This is a genomic window from Carboxylicivirga sp., from assembly GCF_982718395.1.
The window spans coordinates 1-16,841 of record NZ_CEXQWX010000063.1 but is presented as its reverse complement, the minus strand read 5'-3'; the positions used below and the strand labels follow the sequence as shown (position 1 = coordinate 16,841).

Genomic DNA, 16,841 nt, shown 5'->3' with positions numbered 1-16,841 from the left:
CCGATAACTATCCATTTGTAAACCTACTCAATTCCTCCTATACAAAAACAGTTTGCATTTCTCAGATGCAGCTATCAACTCTAATCCAGCTTTGATGTTGCCTGGTATTTCAGCTTCCCTTTTATTTGGTATTAGAATATAGTAAGGCTGATCCTGCTCTATTAATTGCTTAACATTTATTTCCTGCACCTTTCCTCCACTATAAAACTGACTGGAATATGTTTTTTCACCGAAATAATACAGGTCATAGTCCCTGTCACAATTCTCAAGCAAGTACTTGTCGGTATTTCGATATACCTGGCTTTTAAAATTATCACTGAACTGTAGTGAAATAAATAACACCAAAACAAGTAAAGGAAAGACCAATGCCAGCTTTATAAGTGTTGTTTTCTTCTTTATCTCCTTCCAGTAATGGACAAGCAGTAATACAACTGGTACCATTACAGGCATGATATACGGATGTATTAAACTTTTTGAAACAGTAAAGAACAAAGGCGTCCATATTAACCACAGAAGCAGAAACAACACCCATTGGTTAGTGAAGAGTTTTCTGCCATTATTCCTGATATTTTTGAATGATTTAAAAAATACGACCTGAATCCAGGGTAATGCAAATAATTGCAAAAACAACCATATGATACCCAATGGCTGAGTTTTTGGAAATCCATATTTATCTCCCTGCCAGTTACTGTCAAAAAAACGTTTAAAGTGTTCTCCCAAAATAAAATAATCAATAAATCCGGGTGAATGAATCTTAGCCAGATAATACCACGGAACGGCAATCAATGCGGTAATTAAAAAACCATGAAATATGGGAATTCTCTGCCACACTTCTTTAACATTACCAAAAACAAACACCCAAACCACAATTGGCGGAATTGTTAAAATACCAATGATCGGTCCTTTGGCTAACAGCCCCAGGCCCAGGCCAACAAATATCAGATAACCCCAGATTTTCCGACTGCCTGGTTGCATGGCTTCCCAAAAAGAAAGCATCACAATACATGTACAAAAAGCTAATGCTGTATCTGTTGAAACCACGCCTGCATGCAAAAAAACTTCAGGAATTGTTAATAAAATAAATCCCGGTAAAAAGAAAGGCAGATTCTCTTTTCGGGCGTAGCGCCCCAGCCATACTGCTAATATTACAGTCATTAGCAGATAAGGCAATCTGGCGGTAAACTCATTAACGCCAAGCGTTGTAAATGAAACTGCCGAAAGCCAGGTTGATAACGGAGGTTTAGCCCAAAATGGCATGTGATACTCAATGTGCGGAACAACCCAATATTGCGTTTCAGCCATTATTCTGGCAATCTCGGCATATCTGGCTTCCGTTTTATCCAGCAGCGGAACGGCTCCGTTGAGTATAGCTCTCAGAATGATCAGACCAATGACTACACAAAGAAAAAATCTGTTATCAAATTTGATTCTCATAAGCATATACATCAGGTACTGATTTTATACTTGTTTCTGATGGTTAATAAATCATATCCGAGTTTAAACAGGTAAGTGAACTTTACTCTTGAATCATCGGTATCGATCCACTGCTTTAATGGATATTCCCTGGCAATATGTTTCATATTTTTTAATCCTTTCAGATGGGCAATTCGATGAAATATCTCAACATCGAAGAGCCAGCGGGAAATAAAGCTTTCCTGAAAGACATTTTTTGCAATTTCTTCGGTAAAGACTTTGCAACCGCATTGGGTATCATACACTTTTATATGTAACTGCATTGAAATTAGTGTAGCGATAAATCGTCCTACCAGAAATCGAAATGCTTTTCGCTCAATTTCGGTATCAATCTTGGCTATTCGTGAGCCAAAAACAAAACAAACATTCCTGTTTATTTGCTGACTGATTTCATAACACTCCTGCAAGGAGGTTGAAAAATCGGCATCGAGATAGGCGATTTTAGCGAAAGACAAATGCATCAATGCAAACTGGACTCCTTGTCGCACGGCTTCGGCCTTTCCACTGTTTCTCTTGAGCAGTAATGTTTTTACGCTCCTATTGTATTCTTCTTCTAACTCTAGCAGTTTATCCTTTGTATTATCTATTGATCCATCATCAACAAACACCAGGCAAACATTATTGTAAGCTGGTAAAAAAGCTTTAACCTTATTCGATAATAGCCTTTGTGCTTCATTATAGCATGGAATAATAATAACTAATTCAAAGGTCTTTTTACTTTTATTCACAGTTATTCTCCTTTGAAATTAAACATCATCTTTCATGGTAACTACCTGGATTGTCTTGTACCAGGCTGCACCCATTACCTCTTCATATTCTAGTTATTAAACATATATAACTTTCAGAGATTCCTCTGGTCGAATTGAGATATATCCTATAAGAGCAAATATGACTGTAATGCTATATGAAGACAAAGAATTATGAGGTGAGGCACAAAATAACTGAGAAAGCGCAAATTAATAGTTTGTTGTTTTTTTGTCACATACCTGCTGCAGGCAGGGAAGAAAGTAGTTTAATGAAGTATTGAGGGGCAAGACGTAAGATTCAAGACGATTCACATGGCGCAAAAATAAGGTTCATTGTAGTTGTTAATCGGCATTCTTTTATTCTACCTTGATACGCCTTTGATTTGAACATTTAATGTGGTGATTCACTAATTTAAATCTGCTCTCATAGGTCATGTTCAACCATTCTTTCGCACTTTGATAATTTGCTCGCTTTCTGATATCACTAAATGAACACTTAGGGTGTTCTTTACCATGCGGACATGTAAAAATTAAACCAGAATATCCCAATAACTTTTCTTGTGGCATAGATTATAATATATGCTTAATGTTCGGTAATATACCTCATTTTGATTATACTAACGACCACATTCTTCAAATATTACTTTTTTTGCAATACCACCATATGGATTTAATTAATAAACCGATAACAGAAATGCCTAGTGCAACCCTGACTAATAAAAAATAAAATCCTGTTATTTGTCTGTCATCTATATAAAACTCAAATTTTGTCTTATGTAAATTCAACACGTATAACTTATTATAGAGCTGATTAAAGATCTCGAACGTAAGAAATAAGCAGACAACGTAAATTATAATAATAAGATATTGTCTCAGGTCGCTCGTCTGCGTCAAATAAATAGCAAATAATGCCAGAATCAACAGACAACTAACAGTACTGATATACCAGGAATAGTACTGCACGTCTCTCGACAACTTATCTATGATATTGGTATCAAAAAGCTTGAACTGAATTGTATCAAGAAAACGCCCTTCCGTCTGAAAATCAAATATCAGATTGCCACCACCAATTAATACTAATCCTAAACCAACGCCTAATAAAAATAAGAACTCACCTTTGGATAAGTTCCATTTGCTTTGTTTCAATAAAGGCAAGGCGACAATAAGGATGGAGATTCCTATTATGAGCACCAGTGAACTCAAGAATATATGTGATTCAACAATTGATGTTGTACTATTCATCTCTAAACAGTTTAGGTGGTTTTGATAAACTCCTGAATAAAGTCATAATCTTATTAACAACCTGTCACTTGAAACGGACTTATTTGATTCCCGAAAAACCATTGGAATAACCTTTTGCTCATCTTTTGCTATTAAATACCCAAGCCTTGTAAAACACCCGCATATTACACAAATATCTATTGATGCGATTATTGCAATACATTAACGAACTATTAACATTATATGAAGTCGTTAAACTACCACACAAACAAGTTGCTTTACAAACATTTACCTCCCATTTGACTTATTAATTTCTTTAAGAAGACCGGACTTAAATCCGCGGCTCACCTGCAATATTTTTCCATTAACGAATACCTGGTTTCCCTCTATAAACTCAAAATAATCCATGTTAATAAGATATGACTTGTGTATACGTATAAAATTGTAACCTGATAAACTTTGCTCAATGCTTTTCATTGTACTTAAAACGATCAGTTTACTGCTGGAAGTATGTACATATACGTAATTCCAATCGGACTGTATATAAATAATATCTGAAATTTTCACCTTCATTAGCTTCTTATCCACTTTCAGAATAATTGCTTCGTCTGGTGACTTGTCGGCACTTAAGTTATTGGGCTGCACATGTTGCTTTAGATTTATTCTCCCCCAAAAAAAAAGGTAACTTTTCGACTAATTTCATATCCGGATGCAAACTCCATCCGCATTGATGACAGAGTGTCATCTCTTCGTTTTATCACTTACAACCAACTTCATCCAAACTGGTTAATTTTGATGTCAAATTGATTTTTTTGTTGTATCCCTACCAAGGTCAATCTTATGGATTATATCATCATAACCGATATACGATATTTCGACTCAATATTTTTATATCTCCGCACAATTGCCCCTAAAGCGAAAGCTTCTGGTAACCATTGAATGATCAAATATGAATAATACTAAAAGGGCAACAAAGAAACATTTGTTGGTAGTTGCAGCAACTGACTGTGTAATGACAGGAGGTTTATTAAAAATAGAATTCTACGAATGTTAGTGAAAAATAAAAGAGGTTAACCTTTAATGATTAACCTCTATAGTACAAAATCATTTATTTTTAACTCACAACAACTTTAAATAGTGAAACGGGTATATGATCGAATTTTTGTTTAAATACGATTCTTAAATAATCCGTTTCTATAGTACCTGATAAGGTAATTTCATTAATTGCCTGATAGTTTTCTTTAGTTTGAAATAATAGGTTATTATTGCCATCATACCCCTCGTATTCAGATATAATAAAAGGCATTTCTGATTCAGGGTGCTCCATCAGGTTACATTCTAAAGCATGATCGAAATCGGCATCAAAAAACAACTTCAATTTTGAAAATTGCATTTTCGAATCCCACCTTAAGGTCACTTCTGGTGTATTATCTTCAACATCAGCTATCCAGGCGTTGCTATTCCCGTTGGGTGTTGGACGAATTTCTGTATTAACTAAATTGTAAACGTTAAAATTTATAATAGGCGGTTCTATTTGGATCGCTAGGTTTTTACCTTTTGGTCTTCGCTCAGGTGTCCAGAATTCAAAAGTATCCAGACCCAAGGCAACATCTGGCTCTTGCTTACCATAGTTAGAAACAGCTTTATTGATTTTGTTCTGAACCGTCATTACTCCTGTTATGCGTTGATTGCTAAGAGCCACTTCCACATGCTCATTTTGTATGAATGCCAGGTAAACATAGGCATCTGAATCCAACTGAAAACGTGTAGGTATCTCAATCTCCTGTTCTCCCTGTTGTACTTTAAACTGTTGCTCCTGTAATTTTTTATCAGGAGTAAAATGCTTATCCAAACTACATGTTAAAAAAAATACTGAAAGCTGAGACGCCTTTTTAGCTCTTACTATAGCCTTAAAACAATAATCAGTACCTGAAGCCAAAGGCAACATCTGAGCCGTGCTGTAAGTTAAGGACTGCCATTCGCCATTGGCCTTCATTTGATCAAGTGCCAAGGTTGAAGAAGCTGAAATATTTGCTTGTAAGACTAAATCATTTTTATCAGTCCATTTCAGGCGTGGAATACTTTGACCTGCCTTATTCAATTCTAACTGAAGCTCACCAATGTTTTCTTTACTGCCAAGTTCGCAGTTACTAAAGCCATTTTTCACACATAAAGCTGCTGCCATACCAACAGCCTGAGCACCCAAAGCACAAGTCAGCATCACCCTTGATGAACCAAAAGCCACATGTGAGGCACTGATTATACGACCGGCCAAAAACAGGTTATCAATATCTTTGCTGTAATAGCAGCGATAAGGAATGGTATAAACACCTTTGCTGTGCCATTGTGAGCAGGAATTGTGCTTACTATAAATCCCATCAGCCGGATGAAGATCCATGGCCCATCCTCCAAAAGCAACCGCATCGTAATAATCCCGTTGTTCTACAATATCTTTCTGATTTAACATGTAATCCCCCTCAAACCGGCGACTTTCTCTCTTCCCCGGAACTGTTCCAACCCATTCAAGAGTCAAGTTTTCTGCTTCAGGGTATTTACCGCTGTTTTTCACGTAATCCCATATACCATATACTACCTTCCAAAGCTCCATTTTAATTTCTTCAGATTGATAGATGGTGTCTAATCGTCCACCGTATTCTACCCACCAGAGCTTACATCCATGCTGATTGAATTCGTAATTCTTAATGCGTGGTAATTCCGCTGCATTCTTTATGGCAAAGGATGGGGCTTTATAGCTGACCGGCTTGCCTGTATCCTTTGTATAGAAATATAAAGAATGGCCTAATAAGTCACCATAATCCTCTATATTTGGTGCAAAACCTTCATCAAATTCATCAGAATGTTCAGCACCCATACGAAACGAAGCACCAGCCAAAAAAGAAACGATGCCATCACCTGTTGCATCACAAAAACAGGTAGCATTAATTGAATAATGTATGGAATTTTGACTGCAAAAAGCACTAATACTTTTTATCTTATTATCTCCGTCTTTGTCAACTTCAAAAACAGAGGTATTCAATAACAGGGTAATATTCTCTTCTTCCAACACCTTCTCTAACAATACAGTATCAAAAATAAGTGGATTACCTTCCTGATTACGCTTTAGGTTATCAAGAAGAATCTCATTAATCAACCCGCTTTCCCTTGACCAGCGGTTATTATTGCCCATATGTGATGTAGCACCCAACGCCCACAAACGCACTTCACTTGATGCATTACCTCCTAATACAGGCCGGTCTTGTAATAAAACAACCTTTAATCCCTGGCGAGCAGCCACAATGGCAGCACATACTCCTGACAAACCTCCACCTGCCACAGCCAGATCAACATTATAAGTAACGGTTTTATTATTTCTTGATTTTTCTAAATCTGCTTTAATCATCTTAATTCAATTTGAGTTTAATTTTAGGATGAATGATAACTGCCAAAACTACTACGACAAAACCTACAGTTATCACCAATACTTTTGATGCTTCAGATAATCCTCCCAATATTATAATCATCGCACCAACTATAGCGAGTGTAATCGACAGAACTTTTAATCCAAAAATGTTCTGTTCCGACTTTATTTTCTCAAAAACTTCTGATCCAAGATTATTTTGATATTGGATATATTCTTCACTCTTTGACTTTTTGTACCAGGCATATATTTCATAGGCTAACAATAAAAGCAATGGTAATAAAGCCCCAAGTAACATTTCATCAGCCCTGCTCAGCGGAGCTCCAGTCAATGGAGTTGCCAAAAACTTCACGCCTATATTAACAATCAGGCTGATGCTTGTAATCCAGAGAATGGATTTTCCTGTATGGTATTTGGAGAAAATAGCCCAAATTGGAGGCCCGTATAACGAACATCCTGTAACAGCACCAACACTGAGTACTACATTCACTATCCCTCCGGCAGCAGGCACTATAAGCGCAACAACAATGGTTGCCAATCCAAAGAAGAAGGTAGACAACTTGGCCACTTGCATCACTGATTTAATTGTGGCATTCGGACGGAGCACTCTATAAATATCATTGGTTATTACTGATGCAGCCAGATTTAAGGTGGTATTAACCGAACTGGCTGTCGCAAATATCATCCCCCCAAGCATTAAACCCAACATGCCTTTAGGCAATACTTGCTTACAAGCCATCAGATAAGCACCCTCATTCTCCAAGCCACTTAATTCAGGATTCATCACCCTGTAAATCATTGGCGGCAACATCCAAACAAGCGGGCTTAAAAGATAAAGCCATCCAAATGACAGACCTACTTTACGGGCATCCTTAACCGTACCAACACTGGTGTAACGTTGCACATAGGCCCAGTTACCTCCAATAAAAATAGTATTGTATATACCAAAGGCTATCAGGAACCAAAGGTTATACTCGCCGCCTGTGAGGTTAAAGAAATCCTCTGGTGCTTTCTTTACAAAATTGGAAACCCCACCTACATAATCAACGGATAAAATCACCACTATTAATACGGCAGCTGTTAATATCACAAATTGTAACACATCAGTAATAATAACAGCCCACAAACCACCAACAACCGTGTATAATAGTATCAATAACCCTAAGGCAATAACGCATGCTTCAATGGAGAAACCGGTTGAGACATTTACTATTTTGGCCACCGGATACAGGAAAGCTCCGGTATAAGCCAATGAAAGAATAAGAATTAAGTAGGTATAAAACTTTTGTGTTTTATCACCTAAACGCTTGCGCACAAACTCTGCAGCAGTGAGGCTTTGTGTACGCTTCCAGCCAGGCGCAATCTTATAGGCCACAATAAATCCACCAATACACATGGTTAACTGTATGGTGACTGCCACCAATCCATATTCATAGGCTATAGATCCCCACACCACGAAAGTTCCGGCAGAAAAGAAACTCATAAACAGCGATAAACCACTTATTGACCAGGGAACTGCACCTCCGGCTGCGAAATACGATTTCATATCAGATCCCCGTTTACGGAACGATAAACCGGCCAGAACAATTAGTATTGAAAAAAGTATTATTACAGAATAATCTATTATTCCCATCTGTTTAATTTATCTTGAAATTAATTTGAAACTTGGTATACTTGTAAAGAAATATGTACTTAGTTTGACTATTAGAAGCTTGCTCTGTGCGAAAAGTAGCCATAACCATATGAGACTTCAATTGGTTTTATTTTACGGGAAACTTCACCTATGAAGTATTCTGAGTTATCTCCCTTTTCTTTCAATAAAACCCTAGTCTTTATACCTTTTTTATTTGTTACCCAAACGCGAACCTGTTCTTGCTTTTCGTAATCAAAATTTAGAGGAGCTTTTAGTTTAATTAGATAATTTTTTCCCTTTCGCTGAGTACTAATTTCTGTATCATGATAAGCCAGGTAAGCCATACTAATATTAAAAGCTGTATTAAAATTTACCCAACCTTCTGACCAACCAATATTGCCTAATTCAGGATGATAAGGGTAGTGTTTGTTTTTAGCCGTTGCTTCAATAACAAAACGAACATCCTGCAACTGACCATTACCTTTGTGAAATGAATACCAACCAATATCAACACCATCAATATCTTTAACACCATTGTAAACACAATGACGTCCGCTTGGATTTCGGCCAAAAGCATTATCAATATGTGAATATATCAAGGTATTGAACCTTTCTACAGTTTTCTTTGAATCAACAACTTGTAATGCAGATAACAAACATGCAGGAAAACCTAGAACATTGCCTGGTTCATTCCACATTGTTACTTTTTCGCCCGTAGGAGTCCATTGATTATCTGATAATTTTCTAAAGTCCCACATATTTTCAGAACGGTGAAGCATTATTTGACACCATTCTTCTATTTTTTCCTTAAGCCCCTCAGGAGATTTCTCTTCATACTGATTATACATGTATGCAAGTCCGGACATAGTTAAATGCTCACTCATACGCTGTCCCTTTGTTGTCTGTGGATCATTCCAATCCATACTTTCAATTATCCATTTTACCTGGTTATAAGCCGCTTTAAAGTATTTTTCACTATCATCCCTTTCCTCTCTGTTCGCTACCTCGTATAATAACAGGTTTGGCATTACAGAGAATCCCGGTGGCAGCGCCCCTTTAGTCGTTCCAATTTGTGTTTTTAAGGCTAACAAATTATGCCCTTTGCTTTCATCATATGGATATTTTTGATCCGTATCGTTATCTGCCCATACTTTAAATGCGTAATCTTTTACGTACTGGTAATTTTGTTCAGGGAGCCACTCTTTAATCCATGGCCAGGCATATAAAAAATAGGCCAACTGTGTCTTGAAGTGTTCATGTTTCAGATTTTGAGTAACTATTACGTCTGTCCCCCAATGAATTAACTTAACAATATCGGGTGCGCTTTCATTATATGGTTCTAGTTTTCCCCAAAGTGAATTATCCAAAGGTTCTTCATAAACAATCTGTGATGGCATTCGTTGATAAGCTCCGGGGTTGGAAAGATATTGTGATACCAATGAATGCAGTTCCCAGCCGAAATGGTGATCGTCTCTCCAACCGTAGGAACCCCAACACTTTTTTTTGTACGTGCCCACATAATGGCGAGAGTCAATCATAAAATCGACCATATTCTGGTAGGTCACTTTTTCGAGCCACCAATAACCAATAGAAAAAGGGAAGGAGGTTATATTACCTGCTTTTATTATGTACTGGGTATTATTTTCCGAAGGATTAAATGAAGTGAAATCACCAATATGATTTTTAACAGTGCCCTGAAACAGCACCTTGTCACTTTGCTCTTTCATAATATAAAATGAAGTTCCATCAGCTAAAGTAGGAGCAGTAAAACGTTTTGTAGCCCCAATGTTAAATCCGCTTTGATTTAAATAAATTTCAGGAATGCGTTCATCTCTTTTTAGAGGTACCCATCCTTCAACATTAGTGCCCAAAGTCGGTATGTTATCCCCTGTATAAGGCCATAATACAATTTCTTTAATCCGGGCAGTATTCTGATAAGTTTTAGTGATGTATATTTTTAATGATTGTGTTATTACTTCTTTGGTATCGTCAAATTCAATAGAAATTGCTGTTTCCGAGTTTTTGTAAATAACCGCCGAAGGTATATCCTCCCACCTATCATTGCTTAGATATTGTATCTTAAAATCTTCAATTGGAACCTCATTCTTAAACCCTGAATATATGTGAAGACCTCCTATCCTGTGCTTTTTATTTAGTTCTAATTTAATCCACGAAGCCTCCTCTTTTTGACTAATCCATCTGGAATCATCTGTTACACGACCATCTATCATCAGGTTAGCAGATGCATTTGAGGATTGAGAACTGACCTCTGTGTATTTAACAGGAATTGATTTCTTATTTTGAGCATTTATTACGTTAGCTAACAAGCCCAAAACAAATAATATTGTAGTTGTTTTTATCATCGTCAATTTATTTCAGCTCATTAAAAACTAATACACAACCTCCATACCATGCCAAACTGATTTTTATCTCATCGTTGCTATTGACTTGAGTCTTTTCCCTTTTGTATGGCACAGCCGTGTTACCGTAGTTCTTTTTATAATACCGTTCATTGTAACCCCATTTGAGGTGGACTAATTCTGCGTCAAAATCGTCGCTAAGTATCTCAACCTCATATTTCCCATCAGGTAAAAAATCAGTTTGAACACTATATTGCTTTTTTCTCCCACCATTTAGGATGCTAACATACCATTTGTTGTCTTTTCGCTTTGCCAGTGCTGCCAGTTCACCTATTTCGCTTCCTTGCAAAACAATGGTTTCATCCCACACTGCCGGAACCGTTTTTATAAATTCTAAAGCAGGTTTTACATATTCGCTTGTCAACATAAATTCAGCTTCTTCAACCAGAACGTTCATTGGCGAATTAAAAGCCACCAGTGTTGCCAATTGATGTGCCCAAGTGGTAGATCCCGGCATGGCAAAACTAAAGGGAGTGTAATCGGCATGCCCCAATACATAACGTGTAAAAGGTAAAGCTGCATTATGCGAAGCCTTAATTGGCCCTTCTCCCATAGTATTTAATTCAAGTCCCCTGATTCCTTCCCTAGTAATTTCATTTGGAAATGTCCGTATTTCACCCGTAGGTTTTGTACAGCCATGAAAATTGACCATTAAACGTCTTTTTGCTGCTTCTTTCAGAACCTTTATTTCAAAATCAATGTTTTTCTTTGTATCACCCGCCATGTAATCTACTTTCACACCAACGGCCCCGGTAGTCTGAATGCTATCGAGCCATGTCCGCATTATTGAAAAATCATCGGTAGGGTCATCAATTTCAGTCGACCGTTTCCAAATAAATGTACCAACATCTTTTTTTAAGCCATATTGTACCACATCGGTAATTGCCTCCCATTTATTTGGCCAATCCTTCCAACCATCATCCACAAGGTTATATTCAAAGTCCAGTTCACGGGCTAAATCAACATATTTCTTTTCATCTTCCGGAGTATCAATACCAAAGGTTATAAATCGCCACACACATTTGCCAGGCTTGATATAACTCAAATCGCTGTATATTTCAGGGTCTGGCTGCGGTGCAAGATCGTTTACCAAATGATTATTTACCAATTCATTTAATGTATTACTAAACATCATTACCCGCCATGGAGTAATAATCTCACCGACCTTGCTAAAACCGTCCGATTCTTTATGGTTTACCTGAAAGGTATTGTTACCTACGGCTTCAAGACGCATACCCGAATGGTCGTAACATGCAGCTTCCGAAACCATTAAGTAACCACCCGAAGCAGGTTCGCACAATATGGGCAAACCTTGAACCGGCCCTGCATTTGAAATCGTGGGCATTTCTGAAATACCAGCCTTTACCCATTCGCCCGCCGAAGAAAGAAGCTTCCAATATTTGCTTTCTCTTTCAAAGAACCACACTTTGGTTCCATCGGGCATTTTAAACGATGTAAACTCTTTTTGAATCAACCTTGAACCTGTTCCCGGTATTTTATAACGAAAGGCGAAACCCTGCTTTCCAATCTCGCATTCCAATACCCATGAAACATTTTTATCGGTGCTTTTAATATCAAGGATTAAACGGCTTCCCTCATGCCTATAAACAGTAGAACTATGAACCAATTGATAAGATTCGTCAATCTGCTGTCTTTGAACATTTTCTATCTGAACCTTTTCTCCATAATCGATTGAATCGATAACCAATCCAAGCTTTGAAGCGTGAATCAATTCTGAGTCATTATATATTAAGCTATACTTGAGATTCTGATTATCATCAACATAGATTTTAGCTTTTAAGGATTTATCAGGGCTATTTAAAGTTATCTCCTTGTCTTTGCTCCCCGGATTACATGACCAAAAGGCAATACCCAGTAAAAACAGAAATATAAATCGTGACGTATTATTCATTTTGATTGGTTCTATTTATTTAATTTTTTCCATTCGCTTTCGTGTTTTTTACCAGCATGATCAATCACAGTAAGTTTAAATTCAACCTGGTTGCCGGTAAGCGGTACCGTAAACTCGAATGGGAAATCAGTATCAGCATACACACTTTCTTTATTATTCTGCTTGACTGTTAACGTTACTTCGGAACAGTTTTCATCGTCATCTTCGAGGTAGAGGTACAGGTTTGAATTTACCCGGCCACAATTAAATATCATGGCTTTGGCATGTCCTGTTTCAATCATGATAAAATCGTTTGACCAGGTTTTCGCTTGATTTAATAATTCGTCCTGGATTTTTACATTCAGGTCAACATGTTTGATTATCACTGCCACTTGACCATGAGCCGGTATTTCTACTTCAAGTTCACTATCCTTTATATCAAGCTTTTTATTATTCATCAGCTGTACCGATGTGGTCTCTTTACATTTTACAAGATTCTTGTTTATTTTCACTTTGGTTCTTACTTTCTCGGGTGATTGGTTGGATAAGGCAATAAAGAGTTTATCGCCATTCCTGGCTGAGATATAATTCAGTTCTACCGAAGCGGACTCAACTAGTTTGGGTGGCATCCATAACCAGGCATCCTGCCCGTACCACTGTCCTTTTTTATGCCCGTAAAACTTATTTTGCATATAGGCATATCCTTCGATAAAGTCAGATGGAAAATTAATCTGCCCTTCTGACCTTGAGAAAGCATCTGTAACCAGGTAATCAAGCACCATTGAAGCCATCGGCATAATATGGTTATGGTGGAATGAATTCACACTAAGTTCTTTGTATGGACGTAGGGGGTAATCTTCTTTTTCGTATATGGTAGTACGGGCTGTATTGATATGATATCCAGGAAAGTTAAGGTAACGGCCAACAATTGCGGCTTTAGCAACATCTTTAAGGAAATCGTCATTTGTATAATGTCCTAAGCGTAACATCCATGGTGCATAGTTGGCCATAAAAATACCTCTGTGTCCTCCGCATGTACCTGACGATTCCGGTGTTAATCCAATTTCTGACAGTCTCCAGGCTGGGGCTTTTTCTTCATCAATGTACATTTGTTTATGACCTTTCGTTTTCAGGTATGAGTATAAAGGTGCTTTACCGCCTTTATTTACTGTTATACTGTCGTTCGGAATCTTTGGGCACATCCACGTAAACATGGTGTATTGGCGTGCTCCCTGGTGGGCTGCTTCCAGGTAACGTTCTTTACCGGTCAATTCATATAATTCCAACAGATGGATCCAGCGTGGTGCAAATCCTGTCCAGAAGAAGAACCCGCCTGCCAGTGGGTCATCAAAATCAGTTTGTGGTGTTTTAATCCTTTGATTGATGTATTCATCGGCCTCTGCCGTTGCTTTGTGTAAATAGGCAGAGTCACCCGAGGCTTTAAACATAAACATGCTGTTCATCCAGGTATTTCCTTCTTCCATTACCTTTAGGTTACGTATCCTTCTTGAATTATATGCTTCATCAGCCAAGTTCATAAGAAAAGGCATATTCTGTCCAAAAATATTGTAGAGAGAAGTTAGTTCACTAACCGGAGCAATAGGCCCCAAAAGCTTACGGGCTGGTGCTTGGTTCTTTTGGTTTTTATCCATAGAAAAGAGAAACTTCTCTCTGGATATCTGGTATTCCATTATGGGATAGGCTCTTTTGTCGAACAAGCTTTTACTGTCAGTTACCAAAGCCAACTCAAGCGGATTCAAAGAAGAAACATTTTTTACGGCTCCCGGTACATCAGTTGAATAAGCACAACCTTTCAAACTATCGACAAACCATGAGTAATCGGACATGATATACTCAACCATGTTCTCAAAGGTTTCATTTAAAGTACCAATGTCGTTTTTGCGATAATCTTTGAAGCCGTACAACTGACGAGCTATACTTTCGTAGATATCACTGCAACTGCCTTCACCAGCAAACAAAACGGCCTTGAAATTAAATCGTTCACCAACGGACATTTTAGATTCAACACCGCCTAACACAGGGGCAAAAAGCATGGGTTGTACTTCCCCTTTTTTATTCCTAACAGCAATACCAAAACGATTGTTATTTCTCAAGGGTAAAGGTTGAAACGGGAATTCATCGGGATGAGCAACAACACCGTATGTATTATTATCAAATGTGGCTAAAGTCGACGGGATGGGAGTACGAAAAGCAAGTGTCATATACGGCTTTTCCGGGAAACGCTTTTCCTGCCAGATCATGGGCTGCCAGATTTCGTCGGTCTCTTTAAGAGCAGATGATGGGGCATTCATATAAGCAATGGAAAAATATCCGTCTTTTAGCGGCTTCATTTCAGCTTTAAAGCAAAGTTGCCCTTCTTCCATAAAAACTTTTGCCACTACCTGAGCGTATTTATTTTCCTGGTATATGATTATGGTTGTATCTCCTTTCTCTTCTATTCGCTCAGGCGATAGTTTGATATTTATGCCCGCATGAAAAAGGTTGGCTGTCCTATTCTTTGTTTTTGCAGTCAGCATCTTTTCGTCAAATCCGTCTCCCAGATGTGTTTCATCCATCTCCACCTGTTTCAGTAAATCATCGCCTGCAATGGCTTTCCAACTGGCAACGCCGTAGATTATGTTTTTGATACCTGCAGGGCGTAGTTGTAAATCCGGATCCTCCTTACTGTATAGCAATGTAAGATTGCAACTGAACTCGTGACCTTTGGTTTCGATTTTAAAACCTGAGTCTACATCAATTGTTTTATCATTGCAGCTAACCAGTACAATCAGAAGCAACAAAAATGAAAGTTTGTTTTTTATTTTAAACATATCAGTATCCTATTAACTATCTAAATATTAAATTTCTACTCACCCTATAAAGCTCCTTCAACACGAAAAACAACGGCGTATTCATTTGGTCGCTCATCAGGGACTTGAATAATCAGGTTTTTGTGATTTTGGTGGAACTTTACCTTCGAAACTCCAAGCATTTTTACCTTATTTATCTTCCCAACTTTATATTTTGAATCGAGACCAAGAGATTTGAGTTTGATTTCTCCTTCTTTAGGGTTCAGAACAAAAACGTAAAGTATATCTCCTTTTGTTGTAAACCTGACTTCATCAAAACCAAAAGGCTCGCTTTTGATGGTACGCTGGTTGAAATGAGCTTTATTTTGCTGTTTTTTTAATGCTTCCAAATCAACCTCACTCAACAGGCCTTCTTCGTTACGTTTAAGGTGAGAAAACAAGTTATCGCCATATATCTTCCATGGTTTACTTTCAAAAATTGCTTCGGCATTAAGGTTAATCCATGCACCAATATCATCGAGTATTGGCTTTTGTTCAAGTGGCACAGTACCATCAGACATTAGCTCAACATTTAAAAGAAGGTTCCCATTCTTACTGATAATATCTGTCATCATTTCAATAATGGTTCTGGAGTTGTGCTTAAGCACCTTGTCCGGTTTGTAAAACCAGCTTCCAAAAGTGATAATGCCCTGCCATGGATGGGCAAGAATTTTATTAGACCCTCCACTTTCAATATCGAGGGCAACGGCTTTTTCGCCATGCATTTTTCCTGCAACAACCTTGTCAAATTTTCCGTTTTGGTTCAGGTCGTTATTAAGAAATGTCCGGCAGACTTCTTTACCATAATCTTTATAAGGGAAACCGTAACCATCAAACCAAAGAAAATCTACGTCGTATTTCAGCACCAGCTCCTTATGTCGTTTTTCCCAATTTTCCTTTACTTGTTTAACCCATTCCGGCGTTCTTTTTTCAGGAGGCAAGCCATACAAGTCGGCAGGGTCAAGACCTTCCCACCATAAGCCTTTACCATCTTCTTTGGTCATATGCCCGTCATAAGGAATTCCTTTTTTTAGCCCTTTTTTATCAGCACCAAAGGCTGTCTTCCACCAATTAAGATAACGATCGTCATGTGAGCTGACACCAAACGGGACTTTCTCTTTACGCGATGACTCACGGAATTCGCCTATGATATCCCGTTTGGGTCCTACGTTAACTGAATTCCAGGGATG

The 16,841-nt window shown here is 37.9% G+C and carries 10 protein-coding genes; all 10 read right to left on the bottom strand.

The annotated features are described in order from the left end of the window. Positions 1-27: 27 nt before the first annotated feature. Positions 28-1,434 carry an ArnT family glycosyltransferase gene (locus AC4MRQ_RS12965; protein WP_491198105.1) on the bottom strand — a complete coding sequence of 469 codons (1,407 nt, stop codon included), beginning with the start codon at positions 1,432-1,434 and terminating at the stop codon, positions 28-30. A gap of 11 nt (positions 1,435-1,445) precedes the next feature. Then, positions 1,446-2,201 carry a glycosyltransferase gene (locus AC4MRQ_RS12960; protein WP_491198104.1) on the bottom strand — a complete coding sequence of 252 codons (756 nt, stop codon included), beginning with the start codon at positions 2,199-2,201 and terminating at the stop codon, positions 1,446-1,448. Between the two features lie 651 nt (positions 2,202-2,852). After that, positions 2,853-3,461, bottom strand: coding sequence for a hypothetical protein (locus AC4MRQ_RS12955; RefSeq protein ID WP_491198103.1), 609 nt, complete (start codon positions 3,459-3,461; stop codon positions 2,853-2,855). A 267-nt stretch (positions 3,462-3,728) separates the two neighbouring features. Then, positions 3,729-4,085, bottom strand: coding sequence for a LytR/AlgR family response regulator transcription factor (locus tag AC4MRQ_RS12950; RefSeq protein ID WP_491198102.1), 357 nt, complete (start codon positions 4,083-4,085; stop codon positions 3,729-3,731). 469 nt (positions 4,086-4,554) lie between these two features. Further along, on the bottom strand, positions 4,555-6,840 hold the full coding sequence (locus tag AC4MRQ_RS12945; protein ID WP_491198101.1) for an FAD-dependent oxidoreductase: 2,286 nt from the start codon (positions 6,838-6,840) through the stop codon (positions 4,555-4,557). 1 nt (position 6,841) lies between these two features. Continuing rightward, entirely contained in the window at positions 6,842-8,491 is a 1,650-nt protein-coding gene (locus AC4MRQ_RS12940) for a sodium:solute symporter family protein (RefSeq protein WP_491198100.1), read from the bottom strand. Between the two features lie 71 nt (positions 8,492-8,562). After that, positions 8,563-10,854, bottom strand: a complete 2,292-nt coding sequence (locus tag AC4MRQ_RS12935) for a hypothetical protein (RefSeq protein WP_491198099.1) — start codon at positions 10,852-10,854, stop codon at positions 8,563-8,565. 7 nt (positions 10,855-10,861) lie between these two features. Then, positions 10,862-12,823 (bottom strand): glycoside hydrolase family 97 protein, encoded by a 1,962-nt coding sequence (locus AC4MRQ_RS12930; RefSeq protein WP_491198098.1) that lies wholly within the window; start codon positions 12,821-12,823, stop codon positions 10,862-10,864. Positions 12,824-12,834: 11 nt separating this feature from the next. Further along, entirely contained in the window at positions 12,835-15,633 is a 2,799-nt protein-coding gene (locus AC4MRQ_RS12925) for a hypothetical protein (protein ID WP_491198097.1), read from the bottom strand. A gap of 44 nt (positions 15,634-15,677) precedes the next feature. Continuing rightward, on the bottom strand, positions 15,678-16,841 hold a 1,164-nt coding region (locus tag AC4MRQ_RS12920; protein ID WP_491198096.1), incomplete at its 5' end, for an alpha-L-fucosidase.

Bases quoted from the DNA above. Each gene is read 5' to 3' on its own strand.
- AC4MRQ_RS12965 (WP_491198105.1), bottom strand. From the start codon at position 1,434: ATGAGAATCAAATTTGATAACAGATTTTTTCTTTGTGTAGTCATTGGT.
- AC4MRQ_RS12945 (WP_491198101.1), bottom strand. From the start codon at position 6,840: ATGATTAAAGCAGATTTAGAAAAATCAAGAAATAATAAAACCGTTACT.
- AC4MRQ_RS12925 (WP_491198097.1), bottom strand. From the start codon at position 15,633: ATGTTTAAAATAAAAAACAAACTTTCATTTTTGTTGCTTCTGATTGTA.
- AC4MRQ_RS12955 (WP_491198103.1), bottom strand. From the start codon at position 3,461: ATGAATAGTACAACATCAATTGTTGAATCACATATATTCTTGAGTTCA.
- AC4MRQ_RS12940 (WP_491198100.1), bottom strand. From the start codon at position 8,491: ATGGGAATAATAGATTATTCTGTAATAATACTTTTTTCAATACTAATT.
- AC4MRQ_RS12935 (WP_491198099.1), bottom strand. From the start codon at position 10,854: ATGATAAAAACAACTACAATATTATTTGTTTTGGGCTTGTTAGCTAAC.
- AC4MRQ_RS12930 (WP_491198098.1), bottom strand. From the start codon at position 12,823: ATGAATAATACGTCACGATTTATATTTCTGTTTTTACTGGGTATTGCC.